20 protein-coding genes, 1 other RNA gene and 1 pseudogene are annotated in these 22,340 nt (G+C 39.1%); 3 read left to right on the forward strand and 19 right to left on the reverse strand.

The features are described 5' to 3' along the window. Window positions 1–6: 6 nt before the first annotated feature. The 3 genes from EAL04_RS02700 to lolA all read right to left on the reverse strand — a co-directional run bounded on the left by EAL04_RS02700 (window position 7) and on the right by lolA (window position 1,572). Entirely contained in the window at window positions 7–534 is a 528-nt protein-coding gene (locus tag EAL04_RS02700; protein WP_001168785.1) for a hypothetical protein, read from the reverse strand. Between the two features lie 42 nt (window positions 535–576). Beyond that, window positions 577–962, reverse strand: a transfer-messenger RNA (tmRNA) gene (gene ssrA, locus EAL04_RS02705). 55 nt (window positions 963–1,017) lie between these two features. Continuing rightward, window positions 1,018–1,572: a LolA-like outer membrane lipoprotein chaperone gene (gene lolA, locus EAL04_RS02710; RefSeq protein WP_120973114.1), complete on the reverse strand. Its 555-nt coding sequence runs from the start codon at window positions 1,570–1,572 to the stop codon at window positions 1,018–1,020. Between the two features lie 147 nt (window positions 1,573–1,719). Here lolA and secA point away from each other — a divergent pair, with 147 nt between their 5' ends. The 3 genes from secA (at window position 1,720) to hofF (ending at window position 7,321) form a co-directional block, all read left to right on the forward strand. Continuing rightward, window positions 1,720–4,317, forward strand: a complete 2,598-nt coding sequence (gene secA, locus EAL04_RS02715) for a preprotein translocase subunit SecA (RefSeq protein ID WP_120973116.1) — start codon at window positions 1,720–1,722, stop codon at window positions 4,315–4,317. Beyond that, complete coding sequence (locus EAL04_RS02720) at window positions 4,307–5,539, forward strand: ABC transporter permease (RefSeq protein ID WP_120973118.1); 1,233 nt, start codon at window positions 4,307–4,309, stop codon at window positions 5,537–5,539. Before secA ends, EAL04_RS02720 begins: the two co-directional genes overlap by 11 nt. A 282-nt stretch (window positions 5,540–5,821) precedes the next feature. Further along, window positions 5,822–7,321, forward strand: a complete 1,500-nt coding sequence (hofF, locus tag EAL04_RS02725) for an outer membrane beta-barrel protein HofF (RefSeq protein ID WP_120973120.1) — start codon at window positions 5,822–5,824, stop codon at window positions 7,319–7,321. 319 nt (window positions 7,322–7,640) lie between these two features. On the opposite strand, the pseudogene EAL04_RS02735 reads toward hofF, so the two are convergent. From EAL04_RS02735 to EAL04_RS02810, 16 genes and pseudogenes are all read right to left on the reverse strand, one after another. Further along, window positions 7,641–8,939: pseudogene (locus EAL04_RS02735) on the reverse strand (restriction endonuclease subunit S). A gap of 42 nt (window positions 8,940–8,981) precedes the next feature. Continuing rightward, window positions 8,982–11,042, reverse strand: a complete 2,061-nt coding sequence (locus tag EAL04_RS02740) for a heavy metal translocating P-type ATPase (protein ID WP_120973122.1) — start codon at window positions 11,040–11,042, stop codon at window positions 8,982–8,984. A gap of 24 nt (window positions 11,043–11,066) precedes the next feature. Further along, window positions 11,067–12,587, reverse strand: coding sequence for a YifB family Mg chelatase-like AAA ATPase (locus EAL04_RS02745; protein WP_120973124.1), 1,521 nt, complete (start codon window positions 12,585–12,587; stop codon window positions 11,067–11,069). Window positions 12,588–12,592: 5 nt separating this feature from the next. Beyond that, window positions 12,593–13,117 carry a peptide deformylase gene (gene def, locus EAL04_RS02750; protein WP_120973126.1) on the reverse strand — a complete coding sequence of 175 codons (525 nt, stop codon included), beginning with the start codon at window positions 13,115–13,117 and terminating at the stop codon, window positions 12,593–12,595. A gap of 4 nt (window positions 13,118–13,121) precedes the next feature. Then, window positions 13,122–13,709, reverse strand: coding sequence for an ATP-dependent Clp endopeptidase proteolytic subunit ClpP (clpP, locus tag EAL04_RS02755; protein ID WP_000540573.1), 588 nt, complete (start codon window positions 13,707–13,709; stop codon window positions 13,122–13,124). A gap of 20 nt (window positions 13,710–13,729) precedes the next feature. Beyond that, window positions 13,730–15,085: a trigger factor gene (tig, locus tag EAL04_RS02760; RefSeq protein WP_120973128.1), complete on the reverse strand. Its 1,356-nt coding sequence runs from the start codon at window positions 15,083–15,085 to the stop codon at window positions 13,730–13,732. Window positions 15,086–15,196: 111 nt separating this feature from the next. Next, on the reverse strand, window positions 15,197–16,033 hold the full coding sequence (locus EAL04_RS02765) for an outer membrane protein (RefSeq protein WP_120973130.1): 837 nt from the start codon (window positions 16,031–16,033) through the stop codon (window positions 15,197–15,199). Between the two features lie 29 nt (window positions 16,034–16,062). After that, complete coding sequence (gene hpaA, locus EAL04_RS02770) at window positions 16,063–16,845, reverse strand: flagellar sheath lipoprotein HpaA (protein WP_120973132.1); 783 nt, start codon at window positions 16,843–16,845, stop codon at window positions 16,063–16,065. A gap of 118 nt (window positions 16,846–16,963) precedes the next feature. Beyond that, the gene (gene moaC / locus EAL04_RS02775) at window positions 16,964–17,440 is read right to left on the reverse strand and encodes a cyclic pyranopterin monophosphate synthase MoaC (protein ID WP_001131545.1); all 477 of its coding nucleotides are present in this window, start codon (window positions 17,438–17,440) and stop codon (window positions 16,964–16,966) included. Between the two features lie 8 nt (window positions 17,441–17,448). Beyond that, window positions 17,449–17,979, reverse strand: a complete 531-nt coding sequence (gene mog / locus EAL04_RS02780) for a molybdopterin adenylyltransferase (RefSeq protein WP_001193317.1) — start codon at window positions 17,977–17,979, stop codon at window positions 17,449–17,451. 12 nt (window positions 17,980–17,991) lie between these two features. Further along, complete coding sequence (locus tag EAL04_RS02785; protein ID WP_120973134.1) at window positions 17,992–18,429, reverse strand: molybdopterin synthase catalytic subunit; 438 nt, start codon at window positions 18,427–18,429, stop codon at window positions 17,992–17,994. Continuing rightward, window positions 18,430–18,651 carry a MoaD/ThiS family protein gene (locus EAL04_RS02790; RefSeq protein WP_156594649.1) on the reverse strand — a complete coding sequence of 74 codons (222 nt, stop codon included), beginning with the start codon at window positions 18,649–18,651 and terminating at the stop codon, window positions 18,430–18,432. An 88-nt stretch (window positions 18,652–18,739) separates the two neighbouring features. Continuing rightward, window positions 18,740–19,318, reverse strand: coding sequence for a GTP cyclohydrolase II (gene ribA, locus EAL04_RS02795; RefSeq protein ID WP_000825061.1), 579 nt, complete (start codon window positions 19,316–19,318; stop codon window positions 18,740–18,742). A gap of 88 nt (window positions 19,319–19,406) precedes the next feature. Then, window positions 19,407–20,153: a DUF3943 domain-containing protein gene (locus EAL04_RS02800; RefSeq protein WP_240454668.1), complete on the reverse strand. Its 747-nt coding sequence runs from the start codon at window positions 20,151–20,153 to the stop codon at window positions 19,407–19,409. Window positions 20,154–20,332: 179 nt separating this feature from the next. Beyond that, window positions 20,333–21,367 (reverse strand): bifunctional 3,4-dihydroxy-2-butanone 4-phosphate synthase/GTP cyclohydrolase II, encoded by a 1,035-nt coding sequence (locus EAL04_RS02805; protein ID WP_120973141.1) that lies wholly within the window; start codon window positions 21,365–21,367, stop codon window positions 20,333–20,335. Between the two features lie 97 nt (window positions 21,368–21,464). Then, window positions 21,465–22,310, reverse strand: coding sequence for a glycosyltransferase family 25 protein (locus EAL04_RS02810; RefSeq protein ID WP_120973143.1), 846 nt, complete (start codon window positions 22,308–22,310; stop codon window positions 21,465–21,467). Window positions 22,311–22,340: the final 30 nt, after the last annotated feature.

Below are 22,340 nucleotides of genomic sequence, written 5' to 3' on the forward strand. Positions count from 1 at the left end.
ACCCTATCAATTAGGCTTGGTAGAATTGAGCCATTGTTTTTGGAAATTAATGGCTTTTCTCAATTCGGCTTCTAGCTGGGCTAAAACATCTTTTAAGGGCTTAACATCAATCAAATTGTCTTGCTTGAAGGAATCCAGCTGTTTGTCAATTTGCAAAGCGGCGTCTAGCGCGTCTTGGGGGAATACCGGCTCGCCTAAAGCCTTTTTAACCGCTTCGCCGATTTCAATCGTTTCAGAGCCTTGATGATCTTTTAAGTTAGGGTTATTTTCTTTATCCTTAGGCTTAGGCTCTAAAATCAAGCGCAAATGTTTGATTTTTTCATGCAAATCGCTAAGATCTTTTAAGTGATCGGTATTGCGCCCCCTATCCACCGCCTTTTCTAAAAGCTTATCGCTCAGGCTCACTAACTGATCGCTTAATTTCACGCTGTTAGCTTGAGCTTCTGTTACTTCATCAATATCAATCGCTGCTAAAGCGCTCACAAAATAAAAGGGCAACGCCCACCTTCTAAAACGAGAGAAAAACTTCTGCATTTACCTTCCTTAAATACGCTATAAAAATGATACTTTTTAATATGGTGGAGCTGTGGGGAATCGAACCCCAGTCCAAAAATCTTGTCCTAAACACAAACTTCTACAATGCTTAGAAAATTGATTAGCTTTTTAGCCTTAAAACTAGCTCTGGTCCAATTTTCTAAAACCTTAAGGTAGTTTCAAGAGTTCTTGTTTCTTAGTTTAAAAGGCGAACCACCTTTTAAAAGCGTCTAGCTTAAGGTTATGGAGCGATTAAAACGCTAGAAATTCTAATCAGTCCAGCTCCAAAAGGAGATTAACTCACGCAGCTTTAGCGTAAGCTGGAGCGTAATCTGCGTTGTTTACAGTTATTTTTGTTGCTGTTTTACAAGCAGCGCTTGGCATGCTATCTGTGCGACAAGAAATCTGTCGAAATCCAAGTCAGCCCCATGATTTTAAAAGCTTGGTTATTGTAACTAACTTTTATTAATGAGCGGCTAAAAATCATTGGCGCACAATATCAATGTTTTCATCTTTAGGCTTAAAAACAAAGATTTCATCAGCAATGGTGGGGTTAATTTCTGCTTGAGAAAAAGTGATCGTAACAAGATTATTCATTTCATCTTTAAATTCCAACGAAAAAGGCTTGCCGTCTTTAAAAGTCAAACGATAAGTGGTCTTGTTGATAGTCGTTTTAAAAGATCCGTCAGTCTGCTTTTTTAACCGCTTGAGAATGGTGAAAAAATCCGTCTTGTCTTTTAAGGGCGTGATGGTCGCTTGAAACAAATTAGGCTCATAAACCACCACTTCTTTATCGTTCATGTAAATTTCTTTTTTTAAAGGCTTTTCATAAACCCATAAAGCCCAATTAGGGGCTTTAGCCTTTAAAACCCCATAATAAACTAAGGGTTTTTCGTTTTTTAAAACCTGCTTGAAATGCGCGCTAAAACTTTGCAAATTTTGTAAAACCTCTTCTTCTTTAGAAAGGGTTGGAGGATTTTTAGCGTAAGCAACGCCTATAAAAATCAAAACCATTAAAATCTTTAAAAAAGCTTTCATTAATCAAACCTTAAAACAATCTCTCATCTTTAATAAAACCCTTTATTTTACAAGACTTTTATTTTATCCATGCTAAAATGGGATTAAAAACTGACGCTTTAATCAAATAAATGAGATTGAAGCACTCTTAATAAGGTTATTACTACTATGATAAAAGCAATCATTGGAAAAATCATTGGCACCAGAAACGATCGGTGGATCAAACAATACAAAAAACAAGTCCTAACTATCAATGCTTTAGAGCCTACTTATGAAAAAATGAGCGATGTTGAGCTGCAAAACGCTTTTGAAGAATTAAAAAATCGCGTGCGATCCACAGAAAAAGATTTGCAAGAAAAAACCCTTTTAGAAGTCTTACCAGAAAGTTTTGCTATCACCAGAGAAGCGAGTAAAAGGATCTTAAAGATGCGCCATTTTGACGTGCAACTCATTGGGGGCATGGTCTTAAACGATGGCAAAATCGCTGAAATGAAAACCGGGGAGGGTAAGACTTTAGTCGCTACTTTAGCGGTGGCTTTGAACGCTTTAAAGGGCGAGAGCGTGTATGTGGTAACGGTCAATGATTACCTAGCCCATAGGGATTCTAAGGAAATGGAGCCGTTGTATCAATTCTTAGGTTATAGCGTAGGCACGATCACCGCGAGCGTACGCGATGATGATGAGCGTTTAGAAATTTATTCTAAAGACATTGTTTATGGCACTAATAATGAATTTGGCTTTGATTATCTAAGGGATAACATGAAATATTCTTTAGAGCATAAGGTGCAAAAATCCCATGCGTTCGCTATTGTTGATGAGGTGGATTCCATTTTAATTGATGAAGCGAGAACCCCTTTAATCATTTCAGGGCCTGTGGATAGGCGCATGGAAAATTACAACAAGGCTGATGAAGTCGCTAAAAGCATGCAAGTGGAAACCGATTTCACCATAGATGAAAAAAACCGCGCGATTTTAATCACTGAAGAGGGGATTAAAAAAGCCGAAAACCTCTTTGGCGTGGATAATTTATACAAGATTGAAAACGCCGCCTTATCGCACCATTTAGACCAGGCTTTGAAAGCGAACTACCTCTTTTTTATTGATAAAGATTATATTGTAGCCAATAATGAAGTGGTGATTGTAGATGAATTTACCGGCCGCTTGTCTGAGGGGAGACGCTTTAGTGAGGGCTTACACCAAGCTTTAGAGGCTAAAGAGGGCGTGAGCATTAAAGAAGAGAGCCAAACCTTAGCCGATATTACTTTCCAAAATTATTTCAGGATGTTTTCTAAACTTTCAGGCATGACAGGCACGGCTCAAACTGAAGCCACAGAATTTTTAGAAATCTATAATTTAGAAGTGGTGTCTATCCCTACTAATCTAGCGATCAAGCGAAAAGATTTGAACGATCTCATCTATAAGAGTGAAAAAGAAAAATTTGACGCCGTGATCCTTAAAATTAAAGAATTACACGATAAGGGGCAGCCCGTTTTAGTCGGCACGGCTAGCATTGAAAAAAGTGAAACCTTGCACGCTTTACTCAAAAAAGAGCGCATCCCTCACACCGTTTTAAACGCTAAGCAACACACTAAAGAAGCTGAAATCATCAAAGACGCCGGGCTTAAGGGGGCGGTTACGATTGCGACTAACATGGCAGGCAGGGGCGTTGATATTAAGCTCACCGATGAAATTAAAGAGCTTGGGGGGCTGTATATCATTGGCACTGAAAGGCATGAGAGCCGTAGGATTGACAACCAATTAAGGGGGCGAAGCGGGCGCCAAGGCGATCCGGGGGTGAGTCAGTTTTATTTGAGTTTAGAAGACAATCTGTTACGCATTTTTGGGAGCGATAGGATTAAGGGGGTGATGGAAAAATTAGGGCTTAAAGACGGCGAACACATTGAATCCAAACTCGTTACAAGAGCGGTGGAAAACGCGCAAAAAAAAGTGGAAAACTTGCATTTTGAAAGCCGTAAGCATTTGTTAAAATACGATGATGTGGCTAATGAGCAACGAAAAAGCGTGTATAAATTTAGAGATGAATTATTAGATGCCAATTACGATATTAGCGCTAAAATCGCTGAAAACAGAGAATACGCGCTCAATCAAATCTTTTCTAAACTCAAAGCCTTTGACCATCAAAACCTGTCTGAAGAGGAACTTTTAGGGCTTAAAAACGTCTTAAAAGAAGATTTTAACGCTCATGTTAAATTAGAAGATTTAAAAAAAGCCGCTCCTATTGAAAGCTTTGTAGCTGAAAAATTAAAAAGCGATTATGAAAACAAAATGAAAGTTTTGGATAGCGAACAAAGAAGCCGGATTGAACGCATCGTGTATTTGCAGATTTTAGACAACGCATGGCGAGAGCACCTTTATACGATGGATAATCTCAAAACCGGTATCAATTTAAGAGGCTATAACCAAAAAGACCCCCTTGTAGAATACAAAAAAGAGAGTTACAACCTTTTCTTAGAACTCATTGAAGACATTAAAATAGAAGCGATCAAAACCTTTTCTAAGATCCAGTTTGAAAACGAGCAAGATTCTAGCGATGCCGAGCGTTATTTGGATAACTTCAGCGAAGAAAGAGAGCATGAGAGCGTAACTTACCGCCATGAAGAAACCTTAGATGAAGATTTGAATATGTCCATAAAAGCTTTTTCTAAAACCCCTAAAAGAAACGAGCCTTGCCCTTGTGGGAGCGGGAAAAAATACAAAGATTGTTGCGCTAAAAGCGGGCCTAAAAAGGGCTTATTTGCCAAATAGATCCTTAATTTTTTTCCTTATCAAGCGTTATTTGCGTTTTGATAAAAGCCAGCCTTTTATTAGCATCACCGCTTTGTTAGCTTTTTTTGGCGTGGCGGTTGGCGTGATGGTTTTAATTGTGGCTATGGCAATCATGAACGGCATGAGTAAGGAATTTGAAAAAAAGCTTTTTGTGATGAACTACCCCTTAACGCTCTATACCACAAGCCCTTATGGGATCAGCGAAGAAGTGGTTCAAGCTTTAGAAAAAAAGTTCCCTAATTTGCTTTTTAGCCCCTATTTGCAAACCCAAAGCCTGATTAAAAGCGCGCATTCCATGAATGGTGGCGTGGTGTTTGGGGTTGATTTTTCTAAAGAAAGGCGCATCAATGAAGTTTTAAACGACGCTTTAAAAAACACCAATACAAACGATCTTTTTAAAAACCCTTTTAATTTGATCGTGGGGAAAAGCTTGAGATACAGCTTGAATTTAGATCTCAATCAAAAAGCCGATCTGTTTTTCACCGAATTAGAACCAACAGGCCTAACCCTCTCCCCTATCATGAAGCGTTTTACTATCAAAGGCGATTTTGATTCAGGGCTAAAATCTTACGACATGAGTTACATGTATGCGAGCCTTCAAGCTATAAGCGCGATCAGGAGGTTGCCCTTAGGGCTTTATGATGGGGTGCATGTCTATTCTAAAACGCCCATGAAGGATATTGAAATTTTACGCAACGCTTTAAAAACCATCAACCACCATGGCATAGGCATTGAAGGGTGGTGGCAGCAAAACGGGAATTTTTTCTCAGCGATGGAATTAGAAAAAAGAGCGTTATTCATTGTGCTCATGCTCATTATTTTAATGGCGTCTTTGAATATCATCAGCTCGCTTTTAATGGTGGTGATGAACAGGCGTAAAGAAATCGCTTTGCTTTTTAGCATGGGGAGCAGTCAAAAAGAAATCCAAAAAACCTTTTTTTATTTGGGTAATATCATTGGTTTGGGCGGTGTGGTGCTTGGGGTGGTTTTAGCGTTTTTAAGCATGTATCTTTTAAGCGTGTTCCCTATCATCTCGCTCCCAGCAGATGTCTATGGCATCAACACTTTGCCTTTAGATCTGTCTTTAATGGATTTTACGCTCACTCTCATAGGTTCTGTGATTATCGTAGCCCTTTCTTCTTATTACCCGTCTAAAAAAGCTTCTACTATTGACGCTTTAAGCGTGTTAAGGAATGAATAAATTAAAAGATTAAATAATATTGAGATGAAATAAGGCTTTGAGTGTCCATATTTGACTAACAAAGAAAAATTTTATTCTCAAAATTAAAAAAAACCATAATATTATGTTAGTATTAACGCACGACTTAGTTAAGAATTAACTTTGTAAGTCAGACTTCGTAGAAAAAAAGGATGAAAGATGAACAGACTGATTAGATGTTTAAGATCTGCAAGAAAAAATTTTCTTTGAACGGTGTTGGCTTACTCTATTTAGAATTTTTGGTTTATACTAAAGGTTAAACACATGAACTACAAAGTTGCATCTGCTAGAAATATCGCAACGCTTCTTTTTTTATTCTCTTCTCAAAGTGAAGCTTTTGATTTGGGTAAAATCGCTAAAATCAAAGCGGGTGCTGAAAGTTTCTCTAAAGTCGGTTTCAATAACAAACCTATCAACACTAATAAAGGGATTTACCCTACCGAAACCTTTATGACGATTATGGCCTACATGCAAGTAGATTTTACGGAGCTCTTGCCCAAAAGCGCTACGGCTAACGGGCACCATTTAGATGGGAGCCTTGGGGGTTGGGGGGGTGCTGTGATTTATGATAGCACTAAGGATTTTATTAACGAAGTTACAGGAAAACCCTATGGGGCTATGACGTGGAACTATGTGGGCTATTGGGGCGGTCTTGTAGGGCAAAAACCATGGGCTAGTTGCGGGTTAGCTACAGGGAATTTGACCCAAGGCCAATACGATAAGATGACTCAAGCTGAAATGACGCAGTTGTCTAATCAAGAAGCTTTAGCGGCTTCCACTTGCGCAAAAACCTATGCCGATCACACGAGAAACTATGTGATTTATAACGCTTACTTGCGCTACAACTACAAGGATATTTTTCAAATTAGAGGCGGGAGGTACGAATCCCCAGCGGATTATATGAGTGGTTACAACCAAGGCTTGGACATGACCTTAAATTTAGGGAATTTCAAATTCTGGTGGTTTAGCTCTTTTGGTCGTGGCTTTGCCTATAACGAGTGGCTTTATAATTTCTATTCGCCTAAAACCTACACTCTTAAAAACGGGCAAACCATAAACCCAGGGGTGCATGCCTTTTATATCATTTGGAATTACAAGGGTTTCAGCATTCAGCCTTTTGTCTATTTTTCACCCTTTAACGAATACGACCCTAACTTCACGATCACTTATGATAGTAACCCCACTTTTACCGGATTAGGGTTTCGCTCTCAAACGGATATTACCGTGCTTAATCCCTTTTACGCTAAAAGGTTTTGGGACACCTACCAGTTTGGCATGCCAGCCGGTAAAAACGCACACAGCTTGATGATCAAACAAAAATTTGAATGGAATGAATACAATTTTGGTTTTGGGATTTATAAATCCTTTGGGAACGCTAACTGGATGATAGGCTACCATGGTAACCGCTTGGGCTTTGACTTTTGGACGAACACCGTTTATGCCAACACCCTTAACTCTTTGTCTTACATGATGGATGCGAACGCTTTTACCGTGTTTGCCTTTGGCGGTGGGGTGCATAGGAAATTCCTTTGGGGCTTATTAGGGCGTTTGACTTATGGGCCTAGAGCTAATGAACAAGTCCTATCGCTCAACTTGGGCTATAAATTCACTAAAAATTTCTCAGCCGACATTAAATTTGAATATTATAATGTGTTGATGCATCAAGGCTATAAAATGGGGTGGAACGGGCCAAAATTAGACAGCCAACCCGCCACCGATCAAGACAGAAGCCACATTTTTACCGAGATAGTGTGGAAGCTTTAAAATCTCTTCAAATAACAACCCTTTAAGGGTTTGTTAAAAACGCCTAGCCATAAAGTAGCCATTACAAACCGCTTTGGTGCCTATTTTAGGACTTGTTTTTAAAAAGCGTTAGAATTTTAAACTTTTTTATTTCATTGCGCTATGGGTATTTTTGGCTCTGTGATACTAAAACTTTTTAAAAATGGGCTTTTTTTGCTTTGTCATTTTAAAACTCATTTTAAAAAATATTTCAAATTCATTTTATAAGGGGATAGGGGGGTATTTTGAAATAATTCTCCCCCTACAACCCCCCTTAAGATCCCCCTAAAAGACCGCTTTTTTAGAAAATATCACTTGCTACCGCAAGCTCTTTGTTATTTAGTGGGGTTAGGGGTTTGAAGGTCAGTAGTTTTTCTCGGTAATATTCGTATTGTTTTTTTCGGGCTTTGATTTCAGCGGGGATACCGGCTAATAAATCGGTGGTTAAAAGTGAAAATTGATCCAAAATCTTAACAATCTCTTGTTGGATCTCTAGGGGTGGGATGGGGATGGTTAAAGCTTCAATATCTGCTTTATTGAGTGCGGGGATACCGGCACCAAATTGAGATTTCATAAGAATGGTTTGAGAATTTTTTAAAAAATAATATAGAAATTTATAATTGAGTTTTTCTAAATTCAATTCAATCGTATAACAATGAGCGCCCGCCCAAAATTTTGAAGTCATGTAATTTACATAACCGGCAGAAGCACCGCCCTAACTTATAATAATCTTTGGATAATCTGTATTATATTCATTCCAATACCCAGAAGCATAAATTCCACCATTCATAACAGGATATTTTCCATAATCCAAAAGAAGTTCTTTATTAAGTTGTTTTCCTTTAAGAATATTGATTACCTCCCCCAACTTCCTAAACTCCACCCCCTTAGGCGCTAGAGTGTGGAGTAAGGTTTTTAGGCGTTTGGGGTAGGGTTTTTGCGCTAATCTTTCTTTGGCGTCTTTATGGCTTTGGTTAATGTCGTTAAAGTCTAAAAGCATGTTTTGGTAATACTGGTATTGCTTTTTTCGCGCGTTTAATTCTGTGTTTAATTCTGTGTTTAATTCTGTGAAAGCGTCCAAAATCGTAACGATCTCTTGCTGGATCTCTAGGGGTGGGATGGGGAACTTATATTTTTTAAAAGCGGTCATATCCACAGAAGCAAAATCTGAAACATTGGTATTGTTTTTACACCATTCCCCTAAAAGAAAGCATTGGTAAAAAAAGAATTTCATGTCTAAAGCAAGATCACAATTCGCTTTTTTGCTTAAAAAAGTGAATCGTTGATTCGCTAGCGAATCAACGATTAAAAGAGCATGCTCTCCTATCGTTGCTGTTGTAGAAATAATAATAGAATTTTTAGGGAATAATTTCTTACCTTTCAAAGCCTTTGGGGTAATGTGTTGGATTGAGTCTTTTAAAATCCTCCCATTTTCTCTAAGGTCTTCCATTCTAAACCAAGGGATAGTCCCATTTTTCCAAAATTCAGGATTGTTTTTTGATGGGGTGTAACCATTTCTAATTTCAAAAACCTCTTCAAGCGTTTTAAACTCCACCCCCTTAGGCGCTAGAGTGTGGAGTAATCGCTCTATTTTATGCATGTTGCCCCTTTAAGCTTCTAAAACGCTAGCGATAAAAAGGCTTTAAGCCCTCATCGCGCGCATGGAATTGGCTAAGGCTAAAAGCGTAACCCCCACATCGCCAAAGACCGCCTCCCACAAGCTCGCTACCCCCATAAGCCCTAGCACGATAAAAACCGCTTTAATCCCTAAAGCGAACAAGATATTTTGCCAAATAATGCTTTTAGTTTTTTTAGCGATCGCTAAAACTTTCACCAAAGAGCTTAAGGAGTCATTAGTGATCACAATGTCTGCGCTTTGTTTGCTCAACTCTGAGCCTTTCCCCATGCCAATCCCCACATCAGCGCTCGCTAGAGTCGGAGCGTCATTGATGCCATCGCCTACAAAAATCGCCGGGGCTTTATAGCGCTCTTTAAAGGTTTTAAACACGCTCGTTTTTTCTTCAGGCAACAAGCTCGCATGGTATTCACAGCCTAGAGCTTGAGCGATGCTTTCAGTCGTGCTTTTCCTGTCCCCGCTCAAAATGCAAAAATTTTCTATCCCTTGCGCTTTTAAATCCCTTAAGCACTCTATGGCGTCGTCTTTAATCTCATCGCTAATGACGATATAGCCCACATAAGTTTGGTTAAAAGCCACATGCACGATCGTGCCGTTTTCTTTGGAAGGGCTGTGCGCGATATGGAATTGATCGAGCATTTTTTCATTCCCTGCGATGATTAGATCCGTATGGCATTGCGCTTTAACCCCCATCCCGATCAATTCTTCGTAATTTTTAATGTCATGCTGGTGCTTATCGTCCTTTAACATTTCTTCGCATGCTTTTTGAATGGATAAAGCGATAGGGTGCGTGGATAAGAGCTGTGAACAAGAAGCGTAATGCAGAACTTCTTCTTTAGAATGCCCGTTTTGTGGCACAATATCTGTTACTTTAAAAACGCCTTTAGTCAAAGTGCCGGTTTTATCAAAAGCGATGCTTTTAGCTTGGGTAAGCACCTCTAAAACATGCACGCCTTTCATTAAAATCCCCTTTCGGCTCGCCGCTCCCACGCCCCCAAAATACCCTAAAGGCACAGAAATCACTAACGCGCAAGGGCAGCTCACCATTAAAGCCACAAGCCCCCTATAAATCCACTCATCAAAGCTCCCCATAGAAAACAAGGGCGGTAATATAGCAATCATTAAAGCAATGAATAAAACGCTTGGGGTGTAGTAGCGTGAAAATTTAGTGATAAATTTCTCGGTTTCGCTCTTTTCATTCGTGGCTTGTTGGACTAAATCCACCACTTTAGCGATAGAAGAATCTTTATAAAGTTTTTCTACTTGGATTTCAAGGACCGCTTTTAAATTCAAGCTCCCCCCTAAAACTTTAGAGCGTTCGCTGACATTAACAGGCATAGACTCCCCACTCAACGCCCTTTCATCTAGCAAACTTTCGCCCTTAACTACCACGCCATCCACAGGCACTTTTTCGCCGACTTTCACCACCACGATGTCATTAATTCTTAAATCTTCAGGCACGACGCTCACTAATGCATCGCCCTTTTTCAAATAAGCCAAATTAGGAGCGACATCCACTAAAGCCTTAAGGGATTTTTTAGAGCGAGCGATAGCGAGTTTTTGCAAAAATTCGCCCGCTGAATAAAACACCATGATAGAGACGCTCTCTTCATAAGCCCCCACGCAAAAAGCCGCAATAGTTGCAATGAGCATCAAAGCGTTTTCATCAAAAAATTGCCCTTTTCTAAGCCCACGAAACGCCCCTAAAATCACATCTTTACCGCTCACTAGATACACTAAGGCTAGCACCACAAACACCGCTTTTTCAATCAAAGGGCTAGGATTTAGGTGTAAGATTAAAATCGCGCCTAAAAAGACAGCGATCGTAGCGATGAGTGGCGTAAAACTCAAGGGCTTTTCTGTAGCCTCTTTAAAAGACAGGCTCAAATGCGGTTCGTTTTGCTTAATAAAAGCCTTAACTTTTTCAAAATCGCTCGTGTCCAAAAACAGCTTACTGGTGCTGAAATTGATTTGAGCCTTTTTCACATAGTCTAATTTGTTTAAATCCCTTTCTAATTTAGACGCGCAATCAGGGCAATCCAAATTGTGAATGTGGTATTCTTGCATTTTCTCTCCCTTATAAAAATCCTTTTAAGAAATCTTTCTAAAACTCAGCGCTTTAAGCATGTGAGATTTTTCTATATTCTCGCAAGCGTTTAAATCCGCAATCGTCCTAGCGACTTTTTTGACCTTATTAACAGAGCGCATGGACAGATTAAACCTTTCAATCGCCTGCTCTAACAACTTTTGCGCTTCAGTATTTAAAGGGCAAAATCGTTCTATCTGCTCTTCGTTAAGCTTACCATTAAAAGCGCTCTGTTTCCTTAACTTTTGCTGTTTGAAAGCTAATAACACCAATTCATGCATCTCTTTTGAAGTCCAAGAATGCGACGGCGTGTCTTTATAATTCCCCTCTTCCATTTGCACGAACAAATCAATCCTGTCCAAAAAAGGCTCGCTCAAGCGGTTTTTATACTGCGTGATCTCTCTATCTTGGCAACGGCATGCTTTGGTAGCGCTGAGTAAATTCCCGCACAAGCAAGGGTTTTGAGCCCCTACGAATAAAAAAGAGGTGTCGTATTCAATCTTGCTGTGCACTCGTGAGATCACCAATTTATTGTTTTCTAAAGGCTCTCTCAAGGCTTCTAAAATATCCTTTTTAAAATGAGGCAATTCATCAAAAAAAAGCATGCCGTTATGCGCTAGCGCGATTTCGCCGGGTTTTGGCTCTTTGAGAGAGCTTGAGCCTAAAATGCTGGATTTTGAAGCGCTTTGGTGGGGATTTCTAAAGCTCCTTAAGGGGTAATAGGCGCTGTCTTGCTCGCTTAAAATGCGTAATTTTGTCGCTTCTAAGATTTCATTCAGGCTCAATGGAGGCAAAATATAACGCATGCGATTAATGATCATGCTTTTCCCACACCCTGGACTTCCCTCTAAAATCAAATTATGAAACCCAGCGCTAGCGATCAAAGCGGCTTCTTTAGCGACAGCTTGCCCCTTAACTTCTTTAAAATCTAAGGCATAGGCGTCTGAAAAATAATACTCTTTATCGTTCAACTCTATCGTTTTAAAGGGTAGTTTTTTCGTGTGGGTGTCTGCTTTGATTTCAGGGTTTTGCAAGATTTCTAACGCTTCTTTAAAATGATCCACAAAAAAGCATTGCAAATTAGGGATAAGCGAAAAAAGCTCTTCATTCGCTTTAGGCGCAATGACTTTAGCATGGGGGCGCTTAATGGCAATGTCTAAGAGCATGGGGAAAATGTTAGGGTTGGGTTTGATCTTGCCATCAAGCCCTAACTCCCCAAAAGCAAACCACTCTTTAAAAGCCAACTCTTGTTTTTGCAAAGCGATTAAAAGAGCGATAGGCAAATCAAAATGGCTCCCGGATTTAGGCAGATCTGAGGGGGAAAGGTTGATGGTGATTTTTAGAGGCGGGAAAGTGAAATCGTTATTTTGTAAAGCCGATTGGACCCGTTGCTTGGCTTCTTGGATAGAGCTATTAGCCAAGCCTGAAATCACAAACGCCGGTAAAGCCCTTGTGAAAGTCGCCTCCACAGCCACGATTTCTGCCACCCCCCTTTGCATGGTCGCGCAAAATATCGTGTTGATCATGGTTGTTACTTGTGTTTTTGTTTTTTTTGCAGCTCTTTGAGTTCTTTTTCAAATTTCTTACGCTTCAAAATGGATAATTTATCCACGAACAACACGCCATTGAGGTGATCTATCTCATGCTGAATGGCTACCGCTAAAAGCTCGCTCGCTTCCAAAACTTTCACTTCAGCGAAGCGGTTTTGGTATTCTATCTTAACCTTTTCAAAACGCTCCACCTCTTCATAAAATCCCGGCACAGACAAGCACCCTTCTCTATACATTATTGACCCCCCCGTTTCTATCCATTTAGGGTTAATGATTTCTAGGCAATCCTCTTTGTGTTGCACGCCGTCTTCTCGTGGGAGATTGATAATGAGCATCCTTAAAGGCAAACCCACTTGAATAGCGGCTAAGCCTATCCCCTCACTAGCGATCATAGTCTCATGCATGTCATCTAGTTGTTGGTGGAGTTTTGAATCAAAAGAAACGACCTCTTTAGAAATCGTTCTTAAGATTTTAGAAGGGTAATGGATAATCTCTAATAACGCCATGCAATCACTTCACGTTTTTCTGCAACACTTTATCAATCAAGCCATATTCTTTAGCTTCTTTAGCGCTCATATAAAAATCCCTGTCCGTGTCTTTAGCGATTTGTTCCAAACTCTGCCCTGAGTTTTGAGCCAGAATAGAATTCATCAAACCCTTAAGCCTAAGGATCTCGTTAGAAATGATTTCAATATCGCTCGCTTGCCCTTGAGCCCCCCCTAAAGGCTGGTGGATCATAATCCTTGAATGGGGCAGTGAAAAGCGCTTGCCCTTAGCCCCACAGCTTAGTAAAAACGCCCCCATAGAAGCCGCTTGACCGATGCAAATCGTGGAAACATCAGGGCGGATAAAATTCATGGTGTCATAAATGCTAAGACCGCTTGTTATCACCCCACCGGGGGAATTGATATACAAGCCAATGTCTTTTTCAGGGTCTTCGGCTTCTAAAAACAAGAGTTGGGCCACGATAGATGACGCCACGCTGTCATTGATTTCACCGCTCAATAAAACAATGCGATCCTTTAAAAGGCGCGAATAAATATCATAGCTACGCTCCCCACGATCGGTATTCTCTATTACATAAGGAATGTATCCCATCATCTCTCCTTTTTAGCCGTTCAACCCACTTGAGTTTTTTGAGCGTTAGGCCTCATTTTCTCTAAAATTTCTTGCTGTTCTTTAGGCAAATTTTTATCCAACAAATAAGCTAACACCCTATCTTCAATCATCGCCATTTTCACCGCCGCTAACATGTTATTTTTGCGGTATTGCTCAATGAGATTTTCTGGGTTTTGCCCTGTCATCATCGCTTCATAATACAAAGTTTGAAAAACTTCATTGTCATGCACGCCAATTTTTTCTTCCTTCGCTAAAGCGTCAATGATAAAAGTGATTTTCACGCTTTTTGTCGCATCGTTTCTAAAGCTCTCACGCTTTTCTTTGGCTTTTTCTTGACTTTCTTGTAAGGATTTGACTTCTTCGGCTTGCATGGAATAAAGAGCGTTCCTAAACAACAAATCCATTTCTTGCTCTATGATCGTTTTAGGCAAATCAAAAACGATCTTTTCATCTAAATTTTCAATCAATTTTTCTTTCAGCTCTTCGTTATAGAGTCTGGCTTTATTTTCTAAAAACAACTGCCCCTCAACCCTTTCTTTTAAAAGCTCTAAAGTCGCATTCTCTTCATTAGCTAGCACGATTTTAGCGAGTTCGTCATTGATTTCTAACGCTTCACGCGCTTGAATCTGGCGTAATTTCACTTTAAAAAGGGCTTCTTTACCGGCCAAATGCTCTGCGTGGTATCCGCTAGGGAAAGTCAAAGGGAATTCTTTTTCTTCGCTAGCTTGCATGCCTAAAAGAGCCTTTTCAAAATCTTCTAGCATTTGCTTATTGCCTAAAATCAAAGTGAAATTCTCAGCCTTGCCCCCTTCAAAAGGCGCATTATCTATAAAGCCTTCAAAATCAATCGTCAATTTATCGTCGTTTTGTGCTTTTCTTTGAGCGTCAGCATCCACAAATTTCGCGTAATCTTTAGCGAGCTGTTTCAAACGCTCATTAATTTTTTCTTCATTTGGAATTTCCACTCCCACGCTAGGCACGCACTCTTTGATCTTGTCTAAAACAATCGTGGGTTTTAAGCCAATATCTGCTTCTATTTCAAAATGCGTGTCTTTTTTTTCAAATTTAGTGAGATTGGGGCTACCGATGAGATCCTTATTTTCAATCCCTAATTCCTTAAAAGCGTTTTTTAAAACCTCTTGAATCATCTCTTCTTGAGCGTCTTGTTCAATTTGGGCTTGATAACGGGTTTTCACTAAACTAAGGGGGACTTTACCTCTTCTAAAGCCATCAATTTTAACTTTTTGGGCGATTTTTTGAGCGATTTTATCATAACGCTTTTCTAAATTTTCAATGGAAGGTTTAGCGCTCAAACGGGCGTTAGCGGTGTCAATCTTTTTCACTTCAAGATTCATTTCTTTCCTTAATGGTTAAAAAATTAAATTTTTGTATCATTATAGCTTAATTTGTTTTAATTCCGGTTGATAAAAAGCGGTTTTAATTCTGGTTTTCAAAAATTGAAAAAACTAAAAATCATAAGTTGAAGTGAGATAGACAGAAATATTGCGCTTGAAATGAAGGGTGTATAAAGGGGTTTTAAAATAATCATTGGTTAAAAAAGGGATGCGCGCGCCAAATTCTATCGCCCAATTCTTATACCTTGAAAAGCGGTAACGATACCCCACATTCAACATCACTTGAAACATGTAAGGGTGATAAACGCTTGAAGGATCTTTAGCCCACTTTTTAAAAATCTTTGTTTCATAAAACCAGGTTTCTCCCACGAGATTCACCCCTAAAATCAGCGTCCCGAAAGCGCGTTTGTGTAAAAAGTCAGCCCCCACGCCATAAAAAATAGCGTTAATAAAAGTCTCTTTTCTTTGCAATTTTTCTCTATAGCTTTTAGGGATCTGCGAACTCTCCCTCAAACTATCGCCTAATGCGCCTTTATTTTTAAGAAAAAACCCATAAGCGTAATCCAAGGAAATATAGAAGCGGAAACCATAGTGCTCTTTTTTAGGAAAAAATTGTTTATAGCCATAAATCAAACTGACTTCAGCAAAAGGAATGTCTCGGTATTTTGAATGGTTTTCAAATTTTTCCCTGCTCTGTAGCCATGACATTTGCACCACGCTTGTGCCGTAATAATGGGAGCTTTTGTCTATGTTAAAAAGTTTTCTTTTGGGCTTTTTAGGCTCAGTAAAACATGGGGGGTGGGTTTTACCCCTTAAACACTTCTTAGCTAAAAACCGCTGGTACCCTAGATCTTCTTTTTTGATGATGGTGTAAGTAACCAGATCATCAGCCCTTAAACACACGCTCAAAAAGAACGCTAAAACACCCCTTTTAAGCAGTTTGTTCAAGCGTTCTTTATCTTATGCGTTATTTGTCTTTATCGGTTTCTCTTGTTTTTCAATTCCTTGGCGTCTTTTTGATAAGATTCTAAATTCTTTTGAGTGAGCTTTTTGTCTATTTCTTGCATGATATTTGCAAAAATCTTGTTCAAAGCGCTCTTGATCGCATCATTAGAATTATCCGTTCCCTTAACCATGGTGCTAACTAACCCTCCGCTATGGCTTGAATGGGTGGTTTTTAAGAATTTTTCTTGAATGTCCAACTCGCTCAAATCCATCGTAAAAGAATCCAAAGATTCCCCACTCATAGGCTCTAGTATGGTAACCTTAATAAACCCAGCCGGGATTAAAACCCCTTCCATTTTATCCAAACCAGTGGAGAATAATAACCCAGGTTCTGATTTTTTCTGTATGGTCCTTTTAGGATCGGGGCGTAAAACAATTTCGCCATTCATAGCAACCGCCAAATACCCTTCTTTTTTTTGCGCAAAAGAAAAATCGTCTTTATCGCTGCTATCCACATTGATAACCTTGTAGCCCTGATTTTGCAAGATCTGTTCAACCTTGAGCGTGGTTTGATTCTTGAATTTGTTTTCATACTCTTTAGCAATGTTATCGCTGTATTGGAAAGCTGGCTTTAAAAGTAGAATCTTTTCATCTAACGCTTGAACTTTCTCGCTAGCTGGATGGTAATTCAACTTCAAAGCGACTTCATTGGTTTCAATAATATGCGGGCTGCATCCCACTAACAAAGCCACCACGCTCGCACCTAAAAGGCATTTTTTCCATGCAAAATCTTTAAAATGATTATTTGCTTTCATCGTTCTATCCTTGATTGTAATATTTTAGACTTCTATAACAACAAACCCGAAGCAACCAACACGCTTTTGTTGTCAAAATGTTATTTTACCCTAACATCTTTAGATTATTAGTCTTTTTCTATTTTTTAGCGTTATAATCCCCGCTTTTGCCTCCACTTTTATGCTCCAACATCACACCGCTAATTGTCATGCTCTTATCAATGGCTTTCACCATGTCATAAATGGTTAAAAGCCCTATGCTCACACTCATTAGCGCTTCCATTTCCACGCCCGTTTTAGCTTGAGTTTTGACTCTGGCATAGAGTTTAAAACTACAAGTCTCTTTTTCTTCTAAAATATCAATATCCACCCCATTGAGCATGATTGAATGGCACATGGGAATGAGCTCGCTTGTCTTTTTAGCCCCCATGATCCCAGCAATAATAGCAGTCTGCAACACCGGACCCTTTTTAACGCCATGATTGATAATAGCGTCATAAGCCTCTTTATTCATGCTGATACGACCGCTCGCTAGAGCGATTCTTTCAGTGGTTTCTTTATCCCCTATATCCACCATTTTAGGCTGATTTTCTTCGTTCAAATGAGTGAGCGGCATTTTTTATCCTATTGTTTGGGGCGAAACGCTTGAATGTTTTTTTCATTCACTTGCATATAATTCCCTAAAATCAAATCCACGCAATAAGGAACCGCTGGAAAAACCGCTTCTAAACACTCTCTAATGCTTTTTGGCTTACCAGGAAGATTGATGATCAAACTCTTATTCCTAATGCCAGCGCTCTGGCGCGATAGAATCGCTGTAGGCACATATTTTAAGCTAGTCATTCGCATAAGCTCTCCAAACCCAGGAAGCATTTTTTGGCACACTTTTTCTGTGGCTTCTGGGGTTATATCTCTTAAAGCAGGGCCTGTGCCTCCTGTAGTAACGACTAGATCGCATTGGTATTCATCGCACATTTTAATGAGCGATTTTTCAATCAAATCCCTTTCATCAGCGACGATTTCGTAATGAAATTCTAAAGGATTGAGCAGATATTCGCTCAACACTTCTTGTATCGCCTTCCCGCTTAAATCTTCATAAATCCCTTTTGACGCCCTATCGCTCGCACTCAAAACGCCTATATGAATCGTTTGCATTTTAACTCCTTTTTAAGCTAAAAGCCCACTCCCTTTTAAAGGGTGGCTTCTTTCTTTAGCGTAAATGCGTTCATTATCAATCAAATCGTATTTCCAAATAGGAGCGTTATGCTTAAAATCTTCAATAAAATCTTGGTATAGTTCTAAAGCGTTTTTTCTATTCTTTCCTATTAAAACGCATAAAAATGAGCTTTGTCCTATCAAAACATCGCCCAAGCTGTGCGCCATTTTTAACACCACGCCCAAATCTTTGGCTTTATGGTGCCATTTTTCAAACCAAGTCTTTAATAGCACTTCATAAATATCAAAACTCAAGCCTTGAATGTTACCCTCTTTTCTCACAATCCCAACAAACACACAAAACGCTCCAAAGTTTTTCGCGCAAGCTTCCTCTTGGTAGGCTTTCAAAAGCTTCTCCGTATCTAATGCCCCTTGAATGATTTTTAACACCTAACCTCCACAAACCGGTGGCAACAAACTTACCACATCGCCATCTTTTAAAGGCGTGTTTAAATTGTCTATTAAACGATCATTAAGGGCTATTGCGCAAACGCCCAACCACTCTTTTAAGCCCTCTTTTTCTTGTAAAATCGCCCTTAATTCCTTTAAACCGCTCGCTTTGATGAAAAAATTTTCTTCTTTTATGGGTCCAAAAAATCGCACTTCTACCATCATTTACCCTTATATTCAATCTTTTAAAGCATGATTTTAAATATTTTTAAAACCTCTTTAAAATCTCTTTGAAAAGTGCTTTTAGTCTTCACAATAAATGCCCCATTTTGAGCTTTTTAACTTCCAAATACCCTTGATTGTGTTCATTAGCGCACACGATCAAGCTCTCTCTTGTTACCTCAGCGTATTTTTCTAAAGCAGCGATTTTTTTAGGGTTATTCGTGAGCAAGCGCATTTTTTTAATGCGGTAATATTCTAAAATCTCACCCGCAACACTATAATCCCTTTCATCGTCTTTAAACCCTATCATTTCATTGGCCTGAATGGTATCATAGCCCTTATCTTGTAAAGCGTAGGCATTGACTTTATTAAATAGCCCTATCCCACGCCCTTCTTGGCGCAAATAAATCACTAGCCCCCCTTCTTTAGAAATCCTTTCTAACGCCATTTGCAACGCCCCTCCGCAATCGCATTTTTGAGAGCCTAGAGCATCACCCGTTAAACATTCTGAATGCAAACGCACTAAGGGGTTTTGAGAAAAATTAGGGGTGAAAATGACTAAATGATCTTTAGAGCCATTAGAACCCTTTTCTCTAAAACACTGGATATAAAACTCCCCAAATTGAGTGGGTAATTTGGCTTGGTTAGAAACTTCTAATCGTTTCAAGGATACTCCTAAAATTAGTTTTAAAACGCGTCTTTTAAAAAAAGGTATTCTATCAAAACTCTTTATAATTTTCTTAAATTTTAAATTCTTAAAATTTGTAAGTCAAATTCAAACCATTGGGGCTTAAACTAGAACGGATTTCATGTTTATTATAAATCCCTAAGGCTTCCCCAAGCCCTAAATCCCTAATGATAAAGCCTATAGGATCCATAAGAGCGATGGCTAAACGCCCTAAAAATAAAGAGCCAAAAAGCTTGCCTTCATTGCGTTGGATATAACGCGTGAGCTGGTAAAACCCTTCCCCTAAAATGGAGCCTAATAAAGGGGTGATCACCAAATCCTGCCAGCTAGGCACTTCCACAAACGCTTCCAAGCCATATTCCCAAAAAAGCGTAGAAGTGATAAAAGAAAAAAACGCTGAGGCCATCCAGCTAAACCCAGCCATGCGCGGTTGCATGTAATACATAGCCCCAAAATAAGGGTGCAAAATTTCATTAAAAATAAAACTATCATTGTCTAGTTTTGGCCCCATGCGGACATTTTCAAACCAACTTTTGACGCCAAACTTTTCTCTATCCCAATTCGTTACGCTCTCTGGCATGAGATACAACCCCGCAATCCCTATCACCAACGACACGCCCAAAATCCCTATACTTGTGCCTAAATATTTCCAACGGCTATTTGGGGCATAAGGGATCGTATTGCTCTTTTTAAACTTCTTTTTAAAGTGTTGCCAAATAAGATTTTTAGGATTTCGTCTCAGCGTTTCTTCTAATTGAATGCTGTTAGCGTTTAAAAAACTACAGCCCAACCCCCAAATAATAACGCAAACCATCCAAATCTTTTGGAAGGTTTTTAGGAATATTTTCAATAATATTTTTAGGAATGTTCTTAATGAAATCAGCATAAACTCTATTATTACTCTCATCAGGTTGCAAACTTTATTGCTTGACTTAAAAAGAGTTTATTATACCTTAAAAACATTACAACACATTCAACGAAGCTCAACAAGCCTCAAAGGCTAATCGTTTCTACAAGCTTAAGCCCAAACCCGCTCAAAGCCTTATACTGCCTGTCTTCACAAGAGCTTAAAAGCCTGAAATCCTTTATCCCCAAATTTTTTAACACTAACGCCCCGATCCCAAAATCTTTAACGATATTGTTTTCTTTAGAATGCGTGTTCATAAAGATCAAATAACCCCCTTCACGCTTCAAATACTCTAACGCTTTAAAAAACACTTCAAACGCATCAGTCGTCAAAAAATCAAAATCCTCTTTGATAGGGTGGAAACGCACTAAAGGGGCTAAATCATGGGTTTTTACACCTTTAAATTTAAAAGCGTAATGGTTTTTTTGCTGGTGGTCTAAAAAAGTGTAGCATTGCGTTTGGTGTTTTAAAAATTCTCTCTCTTCTTGGCAAAACATTTTCAGCAAACTTTCATTTTCCAAACGATAGCTAATCAAATCAGAGACATAGAGGGTTTTAAGATTGTGCTTAAGGGCAAAGTCGCTCAAAAATTTATCCCCTCTCCTCGCCATAGAGCCGTCTTCTTTCATGATTTCACAAATCACGCTCACGGGTTTTAATCCAGCTAATTTGCATAAATCCACGCTCGCTTCAGTATGGCCCGTGCGCGCTAACACGCCTCCATCTTTTGCAATCAAAGGGAAAATATGCCCCGGGCGCACAAAATCGCTCGGTTTGGTGGTGTCTTTACACAATAATTCAATCGTCAAATGCCTTTCAAAAGCAGAAATCCCGGTTTTGGCTTCTTTAGCGTCAATGGACACCGTGAAAGCGGTCTCATGGTTAGAATCATTCACGCTAACCATAGGGGGTAATTCAAATTTTTTCGCTAAATCTTTGGTCAAAGACACGCAAATCAACCCCCTAGCATGCGTGGCCATGAAATTGATTTTCTCAGGGGTAGAAAAAATCCCAGCCAAAACCAAATCCCCCTCATTTTCTCTGTCTTCATCGTCCATGACAATGAGCATTTCGCCATTTTTATACGCTTCTAAAGCTTCAGTAACTCGTTTTAAAATCATTCTAACTCCCTAAAGTCTCATTCCCCCTAGTCTAATTCAAATTAAAATTTAATTTAGATTATAAAAAAAAGAAATATAGCATGTTTAATAACGATTATCACTTGATTATATGATTAGGAAAAAACGATTTCAAAATATTCCATTGTTGAATCGCACTTTTATGCAAAAAACGGCCAATCCTAATACTTAAAGGTAATTTTTTGGGCCTTTGTTTTTCTGTGTTAGAGTTTTGAGCGTTCATCCCATCGCATGCGATCGCAAATTCTTCTAACACATAGTTTTTGACCCCATGCCAATAATGCCTATCCATCACGCAATCTATAGGCATCACCCATTCTTTCGCGCTGTATTTCAATAATTTTTGCACGGCTTTTGGGGCTAAAACATACCCTTGAGTGCCAATGCCATCTTTAAAATTTAAGATTTGAGAAACCCCTTTAACGGGAGTCTTTTGTTTAGCCACATTTTCTTCTAAATGCATCAAACGGATATAGCCTAATTCGTTGATGTGTTGGCGGCAAAATTCCAAGCTTTCTTTAAAACGATCTTTTATAATAATATCGTCTTCTAAAATACAGATCGCCTCATTAAACTCTATGCATTTTTGCCACAAGGAATAATGGCTCGCATAGCACCCAAGCTCCCCAAACCCCATCCTCTTCCCGCAATGCTTGAGCGCGTAAAAGAAATTTTCTAACGCGCAAGGGGGGTGTTTTTTATTTTTACAAAAAGCCAATAAATCTTCAACCATAAAAGAAGGGTGCAAATGCTCTAAAATCAAGGGGTGTAATTGAGTGGGAGAGATTTTAGAATAGATCGCATCAAAAATTTCATAAGAGATCCCTTGAAGTTTAAGGCTCTCTAAAAGGGGGGTTATATGAGTTTCTTTTAAAGAAAAATTTTGACAGGTTTTTGGGCTTAAATGAATAATAAAAACACGCATGCTAGCCTTAATTCTTAATACAAATAAAAT

Origin of the sequence: Helicobacter pylori (genome assembly GCF_003638305.1) — a bacterium.
In the GTDB taxonomy this organism is placed as follows: domain Bacteria; phylum Campylobacterota; class Campylobacteria; order Campylobacterales; family Helicobacteraceae; genus Helicobacter; species Helicobacter pylori_DJ.